At 44.9% G+C, this 15,424-nt stretch carries 23 protein-coding genes and 1 pseudogene; all 24 read left to right on the plus strand.

Translation table 11 applies throughout. The features are described from left to right. Positions 1-190 (plus strand): annotated as a pseudogene (locus ACTQZS_RS14760) (dUTP diphosphatase); the annotation flags it as partial. Next, entirely contained in the window at positions 187-696 is a 510-nt protein-coding gene (locus ACTQZS_RS14765; RefSeq protein WP_441476493.1) for a hypothetical protein, read from the plus strand. The pseudogene ACTQZS_RS14760 and the gene ACTQZS_RS14765, both read left to right, overlap by 4 nt. A gap of 143 nt (positions 697-839) precedes the next feature. After that, complete coding sequence (locus tag ACTQZS_RS14770; RefSeq protein WP_441476494.1) at positions 840-1,256, plus strand: hypothetical protein; 417 nt, start codon at positions 840-842, stop codon at positions 1,254-1,256. Positions 1,257-1,835: 579 nt separating this feature from the next. Beyond that, positions 1,836-2,021 carry a chemotaxis protein gene (locus tag ACTQZS_RS14775; protein WP_441476495.1) on the plus strand — a complete coding sequence of 62 codons (186 nt, stop codon included), beginning with the start codon at positions 1,836-1,838 and terminating at the stop codon, positions 2,019-2,021. A 109-nt stretch (positions 2,022-2,130) separates the two neighbouring features. Beyond that, positions 2,131-2,358: a hypothetical protein gene (locus ACTQZS_RS14780; RefSeq protein ID WP_441476496.1), complete on the plus strand. Its 228-nt coding sequence runs from the start codon at positions 2,131-2,133 to the stop codon at positions 2,356-2,358. Between the two features lie 77 nt (positions 2,359-2,435). After that, a complete protein-coding gene (locus ACTQZS_RS14785; RefSeq protein ID WP_441476497.1) occupies positions 2,436-2,795 on the plus strand; it encodes an HNH endonuclease in 360 nt (119 codons plus the stop codon). 109 nt (positions 2,796-2,904) lie between these two features. Then, positions 2,905-4,161, plus strand: a complete 1,257-nt coding sequence (locus ACTQZS_RS14790) for a hypothetical protein (protein WP_441476498.1) — start codon at positions 2,905-2,907, stop codon at positions 4,159-4,161. 3 nt (positions 4,162-4,164) lie between these two features. After that, a complete protein-coding gene (locus tag ACTQZS_RS14795; protein ID WP_441476499.1) occupies positions 4,165-5,400 on the plus strand; it encodes a hypothetical protein in 1,236 nt (411 codons plus the stop codon). Further along, positions 5,387-5,623 (plus strand): hypothetical protein, encoded by a 237-nt coding sequence (locus ACTQZS_RS14800; RefSeq protein ID WP_441476500.1) that lies wholly within the window; start codon positions 5,387-5,389, stop codon positions 5,621-5,623. The genes ACTQZS_RS14795 and ACTQZS_RS14800 overlap by 14 nt, the downstream gene beginning before the upstream one ends. A 43-nt stretch (positions 5,624-5,666) precedes the next feature. Then, positions 5,667-6,026 (plus strand): YjcQ family protein, encoded by a 360-nt coding sequence (locus tag ACTQZS_RS14805; RefSeq protein WP_441476501.1) that lies wholly within the window; start codon positions 5,667-5,669, stop codon positions 6,024-6,026. Between the two features lie 111 nt (positions 6,027-6,137). Beyond that, positions 6,138-7,562, plus strand: a complete 1,425-nt coding sequence (locus ACTQZS_RS14810; protein WP_441476502.1) for a terminase — start codon at positions 6,138-6,140, stop codon at positions 7,560-7,562. A 35-nt stretch (positions 7,563-7,597) separates the two neighbouring features. Next, a complete protein-coding gene (locus tag ACTQZS_RS14815) occupies positions 7,598-8,074 on the plus strand; it encodes a capsid assembly scaffolding protein Gp46 family protein (RefSeq protein ID WP_441476503.1) in 477 nt (158 codons plus the stop codon). Positions 8,075-8,078: 4 nt separating this feature from the next. After that, positions 8,079-8,960, plus strand: coding sequence for a phage major capsid protein (locus ACTQZS_RS14820; RefSeq protein ID WP_441476504.1), 882 nt, complete (start codon positions 8,079-8,081; stop codon positions 8,958-8,960). 141 nt (positions 8,961-9,101) lie between these two features. After that, entirely contained in the window at positions 9,102-9,506 is a 405-nt protein-coding gene (locus tag ACTQZS_RS14825) for a Gp19/Gp15/Gp42 family protein (RefSeq protein ID WP_441476505.1), read from the plus strand. Continuing rightward, positions 9,493-9,831: a hypothetical protein gene (locus tag ACTQZS_RS14830; RefSeq protein WP_441476506.1), complete on the plus strand. Its 339-nt coding sequence runs from the start codon at positions 9,493-9,495 to the stop codon at positions 9,829-9,831. Before ACTQZS_RS14825 ends, ACTQZS_RS14830 begins: the two co-directional genes overlap by 14 nt. Next, positions 9,824-10,054, plus strand: coding sequence for a hypothetical protein (locus tag ACTQZS_RS14835; RefSeq protein WP_441476507.1), 231 nt, complete (start codon positions 9,824-9,826; stop codon positions 10,052-10,054). The genes ACTQZS_RS14830 and ACTQZS_RS14835 overlap by 8 nt, the downstream gene beginning before the upstream one ends. Then, on the plus strand, positions 10,051-10,398 hold the full coding sequence (locus ACTQZS_RS14840; protein WP_441476508.1) for a hypothetical protein: 348 nt from the start codon (positions 10,051-10,053) through the stop codon (positions 10,396-10,398). Before ACTQZS_RS14835 ends, ACTQZS_RS14840 begins: the two co-directional genes overlap by 4 nt. A gap of 3 nt (positions 10,399-10,401) precedes the next feature. After that, on the plus strand, positions 10,402-10,962 hold the full coding sequence (locus ACTQZS_RS14845) for a phage tail tube protein (RefSeq protein WP_441476509.1): 561 nt from the start codon (positions 10,402-10,404) through the stop codon (positions 10,960-10,962). A 16-nt stretch (positions 10,963-10,978) separates the two neighbouring features. Further along, on the plus strand, positions 10,979-11,251 hold the full coding sequence (locus tag ACTQZS_RS14850) for a hypothetical protein (protein WP_441476510.1): 273 nt from the start codon (positions 10,979-10,981) through the stop codon (positions 11,249-11,251). Beyond that, positions 11,230-11,631: a hypothetical protein gene (locus ACTQZS_RS14855; RefSeq protein WP_441476511.1), complete on the plus strand. Its 402-nt coding sequence runs from the start codon at positions 11,230-11,232 to the stop codon at positions 11,629-11,631. The genes ACTQZS_RS14850 and ACTQZS_RS14855 overlap by 22 nt, the downstream gene beginning before the upstream one ends. Positions 11,632-11,687: 56 nt before the next feature. After that, entirely contained in the window at positions 11,688-12,239 is a 552-nt protein-coding gene (locus ACTQZS_RS14860) for a hypothetical protein (protein WP_441476512.1), read from the plus strand. Between the two features lie 80 nt (positions 12,240-12,319). Further along, a complete protein-coding gene (locus ACTQZS_RS14865) occupies positions 12,320-12,862 on the plus strand; it encodes an HNH endonuclease (RefSeq protein ID WP_441476513.1) in 543 nt (180 codons plus the stop codon). Positions 12,863-13,074: 212 nt separating this feature from the next. Beyond that, a complete protein-coding gene (locus ACTQZS_RS14870) occupies positions 13,075-14,832 on the plus strand; it encodes a hypothetical protein (RefSeq protein WP_441476514.1) in 1,758 nt (585 codons plus the stop codon). Next, the coding region (locus tag ACTQZS_RS14875; protein WP_441476515.1) for an RICIN domain-containing protein at positions 14,825-15,424 on the plus strand (600 nt) is incomplete at its 3' end. The genes ACTQZS_RS14870 and ACTQZS_RS14875, both read left to right, overlap by 8 nt.

Consider the following 15,424-nt stretch of genomic DNA (forward strand, 5'->3'; position numbering starts at 1 on the left):
GGACAGCCACTACACCGGAAGCATTGTTGTGAAGCTCTACAATCTCGGCAACGAGGACTATGTGTTCGAAGCGGGAGACAAGATTGTACAGATCGTATTCATGCCTTGCGGCAGTTTTACCATGACACAGGTTGACAGCCTGGAAGCTACGGAGCGAGGAGATAAAGGATTCGGGAGCAGCGGACGATGACGGAACCGAAAAAGTTTAAGTATCACGGCCTGATGCTGACACAGAAAGAAATTTCGGTCCGCACGGGAATATCCCAATCGACACTCAGCAACCGCATCCGGAGCGGAATGACGGCAGAGGAAGCAGTCGCGCAAGGAATCAACCGGGGTAAGGCCACACGAAAGCCGTCAAAGGCGATTAACACGGTTAACGGTAAAACATTTGTTAAAACCGGAAAAACGTACAGAACGGGCGCACAGCACCTCGAAGACAGATATGAGATGGACAGCACAGGGAAGTGGCGGTTGAAGTGGAGATACCTCAGCGAGCATGAAGTGTACAAAATCAAAGAGACATGCAGGAAATGCACGCATGTTGCCATGAGCGGTTCGAAGGTGTCCAACTGCAGCTACTTCGATGACACTGGCCATTGCCGGCGGTGCGATCCGAGAGATTGCAATGAGCTGGGATTCTTCCAGGCAAAGAAACGGCCGAAACCGCGAAGGGCTCCGAGAATGGTATTATAGGCAAACGTCCCACGCATGGAAACCAATAAAAATTCTGGAGCAAAAATAAAAAGTAGATGTAATTGTGTGCCTGCAACATGTTGATAAAACCTTATCCCTGGGCGTGGGCAGGGAGAAAGGAGGCAAGGAATTGGGGGAGAAAGATGCCAAAAGTAAGAGCCGGATGGAACGGACAATATACACTGACAACGCATGAATTCTATACGGTCTATCATTACGCATTGCAATACAACGACTGGGTGCGGGAGTGTGAAGATGCGGCCAATAGGTCGAAGGGCATAGACAACAGCAAAGAAAAGGTGCAGACAAGCCCCAACCCGGACGGAGTGGAGAACGCGGCAATCCGGCTCAGTGAGCTGCACGACAAGATCCGGACCATAGAGGATACTGTGAAGGCAGCGGCTCCGGAGCTGTACCCGTGGCTGATGCTGGCGGTAACGACGGAAGGCGTGACATACAAATATCTGGCCGGGATGGAAAAACCGATTCCGTGCGGGAAAGACTATTATTATCTTCGCCGAAGAAGATTTTACTACATGCTTTCACATAAACTGCCGTAATCAGGGGACATGTCAACATGTTATATTAATAGCATGGCAATCGGTCAGGAGCGCGAGAGAATGTTTCTGATCGGATGCCGCGGGGCGTCACACACAGCCAAAACAATTGTTCCTCCTATAGAACATCATGAACACCTTCGATTCTTTTCATTGATTCGGCGCCCCGCTTAATAAAAGCCAAACTTCTTTCTGATATTGCTTGACATATCGTGTACGATATGATATTATAATATCAGAAAGGAGGTAACAAGCAGATGGGAAAGAAAAAACGAAAAAAGAAAAAGCGCCTACGAAAAAAGATCCTCATGATTCTATCAATCATCAGCCTGATAGTTTCGATAATTGATGGAATCAAAAACCTTTTAAGGTAAGCGCAAGGGCGGTGGCAACACCGCCTGATATAACTATAGCCCATCTGCAAAAATAAAGCTATGAAAAAAGTGTTAATTGTTACGCAGATTGCTTTATTGACAAGCATAATCGCAAAGATGGTTACAAGCGAGGTAGATAAACTTGATGCCATATCAGCTATTCTACTATTGGTATCAACTGTACTAAATATTCAGGAGGTGGTACAGGATGCCAAGTAAGCAGTCGGTTGCTACAAGAAAGTACGAAGAAAAAGCCGGTTGGATATCGCGAACCTATAAGCTGCGCAAGAAGGATGTTGACGAATTCAAAGAAACTTGCGAGCGGTTGGGGGTGAGCCAGGCCGGACAGCTCACAAAGATGATGAGAGAGTTCATCGAACAACACAAAGAGTAACAGAGAGAGGACAGCTTAACCGGCTGTCCTTTTTCGTACCGTGAAAGCGAGGGGAGTTGCATGGTGGGTTTTATTATCGGACTGCTGATAGGTATAGGCGGTACAGTGTTTGCGATCGCAATGGCTCAAGCCGGCGATGATGATTGAGGGCAGCGGTATGAATGGAGAACGGTACAAAGATCCGACAGCTGACGAAGCGGTGAAGCACGCAGACAGGACGCCGGAACCGGTGATGAAAGTAATCTACCTGCTCCGGGATATTGCAGGACTTGCCGGCTTCGAGATCGTCGGAAGGATCTGCCTGAAGGATAAAAGCAGCGGAAAAGAATACCGGTGAACAAAAGCTACCCGGGTGGGATAGTAAAAAATACCCCCGGGGTACTGCTCATAAAATAGAATACCGGAGGGGATGTCATGCAGCAGAAGAAGCCCCGGAGGGCCGACCATCAGGGACCGCAGAGACACTTATATGAACACAACAGAAAGATTATATTTTCCACACAAAAGATCTGTGGCATTTGCGGAAAGCCAGTAGACTTCTCGCTGAAGTTCCCCGATCCAATGTCAGCAACATGTGATCATATCATCCCGATCGACAAGGGTGGTGATCCGTCATCCATCGACAACCTACAGCTAGCGCATCTGTGCTGCAATCGGGCAAAGTCTGATGACATCGTTCGAAGGGTGAAGCACAAAGAAGAAGTAATAACGAACAGAAATTTGCCACAGCACGCAGATTGGATATCTTATAGAGCAAATAAGAGCAGGGCATAGTCGAAGACATGGCGGGGTAGGATATACCGCCCTGTGGCCTCCCGGGACTCCGCCGTCAACTGCACACACTCTCTCGAATTTTTAGACTATTTTGAGGTAAGCGGATCAAATGAAGGGAAAAGAATATTTACAGAGAAAATTAGAGACAAAAAGAACACGAGTCCTGCTGAGATACCGTTATTACGAGCAGAAAGAAAGGTATCAGGACTTGGGAAGCCTCATATCTGCCAGCAAGGCGCAGGAATACAATTCCGTTCTTGGGTGGTGTGCACATGGCGTGGACTTTCTTGCGGACCGGCTGAACTTCACAGGGTTCGACAATGACGTCCTGAATATCATGGATCTGTATAATCAGAATAACCCGGATATTCTTTTTGATTCCGCAATACTTGGCGCTTTGATCGGATCCTGTGATTTCATTTATATCTCAGCTGGGGAAGATGGACAGCCGCGCATGCAGGTGATCGACGGGGCGAACGCTACGGGGATTATTGATCCGATCACCAACATGCTGCAGGAAGGTTATGCGGTTCTGGAACGCGATCCCGATACTGATAAGGCTTTAGTAGATGCCTATTTTGTTCCGGGAAGCACTGAAGTTTACTGGAGATCTACTCCACAGAGGAAGGCAAAAAGCCAGGTATTCAAAAATGTGTCGCCATACCCGCTTCTGGTTCCTATCATTTACAGGCCGGATGCTAAACGGGTATTCGGGCATTCCCGGATATCGCGGTCCTGCATGAATCTGATGAACAAAGCACGTGCGGCAATATCACGATCCGATATCACAGCAGAGTATTACAGCTTCCCACAGCGGTATGTCCTCGGCCTGGCGCAAGACACGGAATTTGATAAATCAAAAGCGTCAGTATCGTCGTTTCTGGATCTGCGTAAAGATGACGACGGGCAATACCCGCAGGTTGGACAGTTCCCGCAGAACAGCATGCAGCCGTACATGGATCAGATCAAGACCTATGCACAGGCGTTTGCCGGTGAGATGGGCATGACAGTTGATGATCTTGGTTTTGCTTCCAGTGCCCCGACATCTCCGGATGTAGTACGATCTGCGCATGAATCGCTCAGTAAAACAGCGCGGAAGGCTCAGAAGACGTTCGGTTCCGGCTTTCTGAATGCCGGATACCTGGCCAGAATCGTTGCGGATAACTATCCATACCAGCGCCATGCAATCGCCGAAACAATCCCGGCATGGGAACCGGCGTTTGATATGTCTGCGTCGCAGATTTCCGGTATTGGCGACGCCGCGGTGAAACTGAATCAGGCTGTTCCAGGCTACATCACCCCGGACAATCTGAAAAAGCTGACAGGTATGGACGGCTCCACGCAGAATACCCAGACTGAGGTTTGATAGATGGCAAAAGCAATATCGGGAACTGTACAAAAGGCTGCGTCAAAATATGCGGACACCCTGCAGGAGATAAAGGACGAATTATCAAAGAAATGCCAAACTGACAAAAAGATCAGTTCTCTGCTTGCCAGAATTCAATCCGGATCAGGATCATACGAGGACGCGTCGGAAGCTTCCAGGCGAATTGGATCAGAGCTGTCAAGGATCTATACACAGAAGATGAGAGACGCCTATGACGTCAATATATCGGCGGGTACCGATGAAATAGATGAGATCCTCAGGCAGACACTAAAGCATGATTATGATACGATCACAGATCTTTCCAAAGCAACACAGGAAAACCTTAACAAGACCGCTGGAATCAATATGAAGGCGGTTGCGCCGGAGTACAATGTGAATCGTACTGAAGGCATTATTTCCCGTGTAGACGAGTTTTCACAGCGCAATCTGGATGCTGCCATGAATGAGCTTGAAACAAACATGGTGAATTACTCGATGTCTGTTGTCGATGATTCGGTAAAGGCAAACGCAGAATATCAGTTTAAAGCCGGAATGGTCCCGAAAATCAAGCGTATCATGCACGGATTCAAGCCTTGCAAGTGGTGCCAGGCACTTGCCGGAACGTACGAATATCCAGATGTCCCAGACGATGTATACAGGCGACATCAAAACTGCTATTGTACTGTCACTTATACACCGGTAGGATCTAAACGGTCGCAGGATGTGTGGAGTAAAAAGTGGGGAAAAGAACGAGATTTTGAAAAAGAGCAAAGGATAAAGGCCTATTCAAATCAACGATCTACAGTATTATCTGGCGGAAAACAATATCACCCTATGGATCCGAGTAATCCGCGGGATGTTAGTGCTGCAAGGGAATATAGAAAAATCAGTCGGAATAACGATATCGCACGTATAGCAGATAGCAGCGGGTTTTCAAGAGAAGATATCATACAGATAAAACGCCATATTTTTTATGATAAACACAAAAAATATGATGGTGAGTACGGACTATTAGTACCTGATTATGATATGGCCGTTGCATGGAAACGATTGGCAAATGGAAAACCCGAAGAACGTGATATCGTACTACTGAATCATGAGTTGCTTGAAAGTAAGCTTGAAAAAGAGTACAATTTAACTATAGCAGAAGCGCATGCGACGGCTACAAAAAAATACGATTGGGCATCAAGACTGATTAGCGATCTTGGTGAGAAGGGTGAGCCAGATGGTTTATTGTGATTATATTGATCATTCGGATATTTCAGTAAAATATGCGTTTGGACAAACAATAGATGACATTACTGGTACGCTTGAATATGATTTTGTTAATGGAACAATAAATATTATAAATCAGCCTAAAAAGTATAAGGTTTTAACAAGGCAAATCGAAAGTCTGTTTAGCAAATATCGGAGTGATTTTGCTAATGGAACATATAGAAGAAAAATAGCATATGAAGCTTGAAGCGCCATTTTGCAGATGGCGCTTTTTTATTGGGAGATGCAGTATGGCAAAAGATGATTATAATGTTGTGGTATTCAAAATCCTGACGTATTTGTATGCCTGCCTGAAAAGAACAACTTTGTTTGACGAAAGAGTATTTAAGCAGATAATTGATAAACAGAGAATAGCGGATGAGTATTTGACGGACATTTTACATATGATGACGGAAGAAGACCTTATAACAGGCCTGGTATTTGCCAAACCGTGGGGCAATACATATATTTTAGCAAATGAATATGGAGATATGAAAATCACTTCTTATGGAATCAACTATCTGAGTGAAAACAGTACGATGTCAAAAGTGAGGGATGTTTTAAAAGATAATACCGGATTGATTGGAGAGCTGATCAAGATGGTGCTGTAAGTAAAAATAATAAATGGTAATGGTAACAACGGCGATCAGAAATGACCGCCTTTTTTGATGGAGAAAATCAGCATGAGAGAGATCAGAGCACCGGTAAGGAGGTGGGATTGAGTGGGAGAACGGCAAGGCCGACAGACGCCCACTAAATCCTATGTACTACCCTATAGCAAAACCAAAGGCAAAGAGGCAATAGAACTATACAATAGTGCAAAATCAGATGTAAAAGCGATGCCCTGGCAGGAACTACTAACCTATGACATTCTAGCCGTAAATGATGAAGATCACTGGGTTCACATGAAATATGGTTATGAGGTAAGCCGGAGAAACGGAAAGTCAGAGCTGGGTGTGATCAGATGTCTGTACGGCGTGAAACATAGTGAACATATTTTATACACGGCACATCGATCTGACACTGCAAGGGCAATCTGGGAGAGGGTTTGTGACTTTGCTTCATCCCTCGGCTTCAAATTCAAGACATACTCATCTTTTGGACGCGAGGGTATTGAATGGAATGATCCGGACGCAACGAAGGAAGAAAAGCAGCTGAAGCATTTCAAAATTGATTTCCGAACGCGAAACTCTGCAGGAGCAGGTCTCGGATCCGGGTATGATTGTCTGATCATCGATGAAGCACAGGAATACACGACAGAACAGGAATCATCTCTTAAGTATGTTGTTTCTGCTTCCGAGAACCCACAGACGTTGTATTTTGGAACACCTCCGACATTGGTATCGCGAGGGAATACTTTTCCACAGATGCGGAAAAAGATTCTTTCCGGAGAAATGGCGGATTCCGGATGGTCAGAATGGTCTGTTGATTCGATGCACGATCCACAGGATGTAGATGCCTGGTATGAAACGAACCCATCACTCGGAATTCGATTGCAGGAACGTGTGGTTAGAGCAGAAATTACCACAGATGAGGTAGACTTCAACGTTCAGCGTTTGGGATTATGGCTGTCGTATAATCAGAATGCATGTATTTCACCGGTTGAATGGAATTCGGGCATTGTTGATGCATTGCCGGATGTTTACGGAAAATTGTATGCAGCAGTCAAATACGGCCACGACAATGCAAATGTAGCGCTTTGCATTTCTCTCAAGACAAGGGCTCACACAATATTCACAGAAATGATTGACTGCAGGCCGGTGAAAGCCGGAAATGAATGGATTTTACATTTCCTTAAAAATGCAGATATTCAGAAAGCGGTTGTTGATGGAAATGGTTCCAAGACACTGATAGAACAATGCAGTGTTGTGGGATTTCGAAAAATCACAGCTCCTAAAGTTTCAGAGGTGATTCAGGCCAACAATGATTTTGAGCAGGCTATTTTTTCCGGAAATTTGCAGCACATGCAGCAGCCATCGCTGGATGAATTGGTCATCAACTGTGAACACAGGGCTATAGGCACCAACGGAGGATTCGGGTACAAAACGCTGGTTGAAGGAAGAGATGTAACACTGATTGAAGCAAATGCACTTGCTTATTGGTTATGCGAAACATCAAAAAGAGTAAAACAGGTTGTAAATTATTAACCGGTACACACGGGTAAATGTGGGAGGAAAACAGAATGGGAGAATTTAATCCAATTACGACACAGGAACAGTTAGACAGTATAATCGGTGAACGACTGAAACGCGAAAAAGAGTCAACTGCCAAGAAATATGAAGGCTGGATGTCTCCGGACGAAGCGAGCAAGGCAAGAGCCGGTTACGAACAGAAGATTGCAGAGATGGCGGCAGCAGCAGACAGCGCTGCGAAGAAATATGCAGATTATGATAAGCAAATTGCTGATCGTGACGCCAAGATTAAAAATTACGAGACCGCTTCGGTAAAAGCGAGGGTTGCACACGAGACAGGTCTGTCATATGACGCTATACAGTTTCTGCAGGGCGATGATGAGGAGAGTATAAAAGCCTCTGCCGATTCGCTGAAAACGCTTATGGGCTCTGCAAAAGCTATGCCGGCTCCGTTAGCCAATACGGATCCAGGAGCAGGCAAAGACACAGAAATAAAGTCTCTATTACACACATTGAGAGGAGAATAAAATTATGGCTACTTCTACAAATGCAATTCTGACACCAAAAATGGTTAGCGGACTATTCGCAAAAGTAAAGGGACACTCTTCCCTTGCAAAGCTTTCCGGACAGGCCCCTATCGCATTCAATGGTAATGAAATCATGACATTTTCGATGGATGGCGAGGCTGCCATCGTCGCCGAAGGCGCAAAAAAGCCCGCGGGCGAGGCCGCGTTTAAACCGGTGACAATTACACCGATTAAATTTGTATATCAGCATCGAGTTTCCGATGAATTTATCCATGCATCTGAAGAAGATGCAATTCCTTACCTCCAGGCGTTCACGGACGGATTTTCCGTGAAGATGGCGCGTGCGATCGATATCGCGGCTATTCATGGCCAGAATCCGATTGACGGAACGGCAGCGGATTCTGTATCCGGCAAATCATTTGATACACTTATTACTCAGAAGATTACCTATGATGCTGCTACTGCTGATGAAAACATTGATAGTGCCGTTGCGACGATCCTGGCGAATGATGGAAATATTACAGGCATTGCTATGTCTCCGGATTTTGGTGCCGCTATGGCAAAGATTAAGGTAAACGGTGTCGTGCAGTATCCGGAGTTCCGGTTTGGCGGCAATCCGGAATCTTTCGCAGGTTACGGTTCCGATATCAACAACACAATCAGTTTCAAGGAGTCAAAGGACAAAGCAATCATTGGCGATTTTGCCGGTGCATTTCGCTGGGGTTACGCGGCAAATGTTCCTCTTGAAGTGATTCAGTACGGAGATCCGGACGGCCTCGGAGATCTGAAACGGCAGAACCAGGTCTGCCTGCGCGCCGAGGCTTACGTGGGATGGGGAATCCTCGACCCCGAGAGCTTCGTGCGCATCGTTGCAGCTGGTGAGTAACTATGCAGTTCAGAAACACGAAAACAGGCAAAATAATTACTATTTCCAGTTATCTCAGCGGGGATAACTGGGAAAAAGTCAAGCCGGAGCAAAAAACTCCGGCCAGAAAGCCTGTGAAGAAACAAGAAAAGAGGACGTGAGATGGATAGCTTTGCATCTGTTGATAATGTAGCAACGTATACCGGGAAAATATATACGGAAGAAGAACAAAGCAGGATAACAATACTTCTTGAAGATGCAACAGGCTATATTAAAGCAAAAGCAGTTGAATGCGGAAAAGACATTGAAAAAATGATAGCTGAAAAGCCATCTCTCGCATATGTCGTGAAAATGGTATGTATCAATATGGTTGTGCGTGTGCTTGATGCTTCAAACGAGAGCAGCCTCTTTTCCCAGGAATCGCAAACCGCAGGAAGTTATACATGGTCCGGTACGTATGCAAATCCGGGCGCGAAGTTGTACATGTCACATGCTGAGCTGAAAGATATCGGGCTTCTGCAACAGTCTGCCGGATTTACAGAGATGTATGGTGATGGTGATGATTAAAGGACAAAACATTATCCTGTATGAAAAGAAACAGATTGGGACTGACCCGTTGGGATCTCCCGCCTATGAAGAGACAGCAGTGGAAATCCATGATGTTCTTATAGCTCCCGTGTCATCGGAAGAAGCAATCCAGGACACGAATCTCTATGGTGTAAGTACGGTTTATTGGCTTTCCCTCCCGAAGGGAGATGTGCATGAGTGGCGGCACAAAAGGGTTTCGTTCTTCAATGCCGATTGGCAGACCGTAGGGGAGCCTATACAGTACATAGAGGAAAATGTCCCGCTCCGCTGGAATAAAAAAATAAAGGTGGCACATTATGAGTAAGTTGAAGATAGTGCTTAATAAAGCCGCTATTGGCGAACTACTACGTTCGGAAGAAATGACAAATGCCATACGTCCATATGCAGAATCTATTGCAGGAAGTGCGCCGCATTGCAGAGTAGACGAAACAGTACTTCATACACGTGTGCGTGTGGGCGTTGTCCAGAAAATGACACATGACGATATGGAAAATCACACATTACTGAAGGCGGTGCATTTCCGGTGATGATTGAGGTTAAACTTTATAATTTTCTTAAAGCCAGACTAGATGATGTTACTGTATGCCTGGAACGTCCGGAAACAAAACCGGAGTATTACGTCCTGATCGAACGGACGGGCGGGACCGAAACCAATTATATATCGAGCGCAACAGTAGATATCATTTCAAAGGCACCGACGCTTTACAAAGCGATGGAACTTGATGAGAAAGTCAGGAACATCATGAGAGATTTTGTAAGCGTTGACAATGTTTCGTCATGCATACCTAATGCCACGGGAAATTGGACAGACACGGTAACGCATGAATACAGATACCATTCGACATTTATTATTAGATTCATGGAGGATTAAAAAGTGGCTAATACAGCAAGTAATGTAACAACCGGAAAACCCAAAATAGGCGGTGCGGTTCATTGGGCACCTGCCGGAACTGCCCTTCCGACAGATGCAGTAACGAAACTTGATGAGGCGTTTATTTCACTTGGCTATTGTTCTGATGATGGATTATCTAACAGCTCGGCACCTGATACTGACAAGGTAAAAGCGTGGGGCGGCGACACGGTGATGAATACCAACAATGGACGTTCCGACACTTATCAGTTTACCCTGATTGAAGCAGAAAATGTTGACGTTCTGAAGCGCGTTTATAATGAAAGCAATGTGACAGGGACACTCTCAACCGGAATTACCGTCAAAGTAAATTCCGATGATCCAGAGGAAGGTGTCTGGGTTATTGACATGATTCTGAGGGGAAATGTGGCGAAGAGAATTGTTATTCCGAGCGGTTCCATTACAGACCTTGGAGATATCAGCTATACCGACGGCGATGCAGTAGGATACGAGGTGACAATTACCTGCGCCCCTGACGCAGATGGCAACACCCATTATGAGTACATGAAGAAAGCAACCACATAAAGGAGATAAATGGATTATGGCAGAGAAGCGTTTTACGGGAACAACCAAGTCGGGGTTTGAATTCAGCATTGTAGAATCTGTACTGGATGACATGGAACTGGTTGATCTTCTGGCGGAAGCGGATGATAATTTTCTCTTGTTCCCAAAGATCCTCGAGAAGCTTCTTGGAAAAGATCAGAAAAAGAAATTTTATGATCATATAAAAAAGGAGCATGGAAGAGTACCGATTGAGGAAGCAACCAAAGAATTACAGGAAATTTTCAATCTGTGCAATGCAAAAAACTCCTGACGCTTGCGGCCTATATCAAAAAGGATGAAAATGCTTTAATCTGTGACTTTGCGGAATACTACCATATCTATGATTACAAACGGCTTCCAGCACGATATGCCGGAATTTTAGCTCATGGCTTACGTGCTGGGAGCCGTTGTGTTATGTCAGTGACTGGGCAGACAATTAATCCGGATTCGCTTCTTTTGGCGACGATTTCCGACGAATTACAGATAGTTATGTATCAGCAGAGGGCGATAGCAGGAAGCAAGCACAACCCAAAACCAAGGCTCGTAACTGATCAGATCAAGCAAGAAGCTCAGAAGAATCAGAAATGCGAATCCTTTGATTCTCCGGAAGAATTCAAACGGCAGCGCGAGCAAATTATTAAAGGAGTTTAATGATGGCGGGACAAGCAGGAACAATAGCAACCGCATATGTTCAGGTACTGCCGTCCATGAAAGGAATCGGCAGTAATCTTTCTAAGCAGATGCAAGGCCCCAGTGCAGAAGCGGGGAGTAAAGCAGGAAAAAGTCTGGGATCTGCAATAAAGGGCGCAATCGCAAAAATCGGAATTACTGCAGCGGTTGCAAAGACCTTCAAAGATGCAATTTCAGAAGGAGCGAAACTTCAGCAGTCATATCTCGGCGGATTGGATACGATTTATAAAGAATCCGCTAATTCCGTCCGGGGATATGCGGATGCAGCGGCGTCTTACGGAATATCTGCAAACGACTATGCAGAACAGGCGATAAGCTTTGGAGCAGCACTCCGGCAGGCATTCGGAGGAGATACGCAAAAAGCGGCAGAATCGGCAAACATGGCTATTATGGACATGGCAGATAATGCTGCAAAAATGGGTACGGATGTAGGATCACTACAGTACGCATACCAGGGCTTCGCAAAGCAGAATTACACTATGCTGGATAACCTTAAACTCGGTGGACATGCTAGTTTAGCCGAGTATAAACCTCGTGAAAACGGTGAAACGCTTACGTTTGCGGCGTAAGTCAATACCGTGCCAAGTATGAGTTGAAAAATCGCCGATTTGATGTATGATAATCTCAAGTTAATAAGGGGGCGTTATACATGGAATGGCGAAAAATCAGTAGAAACGATAATTATTCTATCAATAGAAACGGAGATGTGCGGAACGACATTACAGGGCAAATAAAGAAACCATATGTGAACAAGGATAATAATTATCTGACGGTTGACCTTTATAGGGACAATAAGTCAAAAAAGGTCACAGTTCACAGATTGCTTGCAGAGGCGTTCATACCGAATCCAGAAAATAAACCCTGTATTGACCACAAAGACGGTAATCGGCAAAATAATGCGCTAACTAATTTAAGGTGGGCGACTTATTCTGAAAACAACTCTCGCTTTAATACGATCGGTGTTAGGAGCGAACGAATAAAGGTCACACACTACACAGAAATCAGAAAAAAGCGCGGTGGTGGTCATGAGTCATGGAGCACTGTCGATAGAATCAATTATTATGAAAAGATAGGAGATTGCGCTGATGCGTTTGGATGCTCGCAGGGCAACATTACACTTATGCTCAAGAGCGGAACAATAGGCAGACGCGGCAAGATGAGGGGTTATCTTTTTGAATACTGCAATTCATAAAGGTGTAACGACTATCGAAACAAAAAGAGCATCCGAAAGGGTGCTTTTTTAATGGAGTAGAGTACGTCCAAGCGGGCGGAAGTGCGAGGGCTTCGGGAAACCGATTCAAGAGATAGTCTAATCTATATGGCGACATATAGCAGTTCGTAAGAGAACGGCACAGGGTTAGCGTCCTTGTGCGAATGTAAATGTATGGCGGCACAAAATCCGAAATGGAACGGCTTCTGTCTGATGCCCAGAAGCTCACCGGCGTAAAGTATGATATTAGCAATCTTGGCGATGTCTATGAGGCTATCCATGTAATCCAGGGAGAGCTTGGAATTACCGGAGTAGCTGCAGACGAAGCAAAAACAACTGTATCAGGATCCTTTGAGGCTATGAAAGCATCCGCAAAAGACCTGATAGGGCATCTGGCTCTGGGAGATGATATAAAGCCACAGCTTGTAGCATTTGAAAAATCTGTAATAACATTTTTCCGGAACTTAATCCCGATGATCGGGAACATCCTGAAAACAGTGGGAGAGACGGCAGCATCAGCAATTGTTACCGGAATCAAGAAGTTACCAGGTCTAATGAACCAGACGGCAGGTTTTTTAAGCGGAATTGCTGACAAAATAAACGGGATCACCGGTGCGGAAATTGATCAGACATTTTCTGATATTCAGAGCAAAGTTGGATCCTGGATAAACGGAACGTTTGTCCCGTTCATGACAAGTCAGTTTCTCCCGGCATTGCAGAAACTTGGAACGTCAATATTTAATGTCATCGGTGCATTTTTTACAAGAATTTTCCCAAAACTATTGAGTATGGCGGCAAATGGAATTAAGAGCCTTGTAAGTGGATTGATGAGCACAAGTTCCGGAGATGTGAATACATCAATTACCAACGGGTTAAATTCCATTGCGTCAACGATTGGGCCGTGGATTACGGGAACACTAGGACCTTACTTGAAAAATGTGTTGCTACCTGTGCTTGGGCAGCTTGGCCTTGCAATACTTGAACTTCTTGGCGCATTGGGCCTTAAAGTTCTTCAGGTTATTGGTGCATTGCTTTCTAATATCTGGAATGCCCTGACGGCTCAATTCCCGGTGTTGCAGACGATTGCAGATGGGATTGTAACAGTAGTTACTACGACAATAGAAGTTGTTAAATCCATCATTATGGGAATCGTCACCGTGATCACATCGATTGTTAATTTTATCGTAACCGCATGGAATACTATTAAGGCGGCAATTTCAATCGCTATGAACGCAATTGAAACGGTAATATCAACAGTCTGGAATGCGATCAAGTCTGCCATTATGTCTGTTTTGAATGCAATTAAATCAGTGATTCAAAATGCACTTAACTCAATAAAAGGAGTTATCACAAATATTCTAAATGCAATCCGGATGGTATTTACAACGGTATGGAACGGAATAAAGTCTTTTATCTCTGGTGCGATCAACGGAATCAAATCGGTTGTATCCGGAGGGATGGGAGCAATGAGGAATGCGGTTTTCGGTCCGCTGAACTCAATAAGAAGTGCATTTACATCAACGTTTAATGGAATTAAAAGTTTCATGTCTGGAGTTGTCGGATGGCTGAAGGGAATTTTCAATTTTCATTGGAGCCTTCCGCACATTAGCCTCCCACATTTTAGTATAAGCGGGAATTTTTCGCTTAAGCCTCCATCCGTTCCGCATCTGTCGGTTAGTTGGTACGCTAAAGGCGGAATTCTTACAAGTCCAACGATTTTCGGAGTACAAGGGGGAAGCCTTCTTGGTGGAGGCGAGGCCGGACCGGAAGCCGTTCTTCCGATCAGCACGTTAAAGTCATATATCAGCGACAGCCTTTCTGAACATGATGGAGGAACGGTTTATAACATATACATTGACGGAATCAAGTACAACACCGACAGTTATATCGATGGGAAGATTGATGATTTTGTAAAAGATATTATTCGAAAGGGGGCTATGTACAGTGGATGAACTGGCAGATGGAACGTATGTCGTATTGACAGCGCTAAATACAAACTGCGCACTTGAGTGTCGTAGGGCATCTGACGCCGATTATGAAAATGTTCGCATCTTCACGAAAAATAACAGCGATGCACAGTTTATAACCGTTATAACAAATAGCGATGGCTCCAGACGAATGATATTTACAATGTCCGGGAAGTCAATAGATGTTAACGGCGGCAATATTCAGAACGAAACAAACGTTCAACAGTTTTCTAACAATGATAGCAGAGCTCAGAAATGGAACATCGTGCCAGATGGCGGTTCTATTTCTGTAGGTGGCACCACATATTCCACATACATAATCAAATGCTTTGCAAACAATAATTTTGCAATGGACGTTTACAAAAAAAACGGTGCGTCCGGTACAAATGTCCAGATTTTTTCGGTAACCGGTGGTCATAACCAGCAATGGGTATTCATTCCGAAAGATCCTGTTCCTCTTGGTACGTACCTTATCCGGTCGGCATTAGACACAAATGCAGTGCTTGATGTATGCGGTGCATCCAGTGCCAATGGAGCAAATATACAGCTGTATGGAGAGAACGACGGAAATAACCAG

The organism is Bilifractor sp. LCP19S3_H10 (assembly GCF_052119185.1).
Taxonomy (GTDB): Bacteria; Bacillota; Clostridia; order Lachnospirales; family Lachnospiraceae; genus Bilifractor.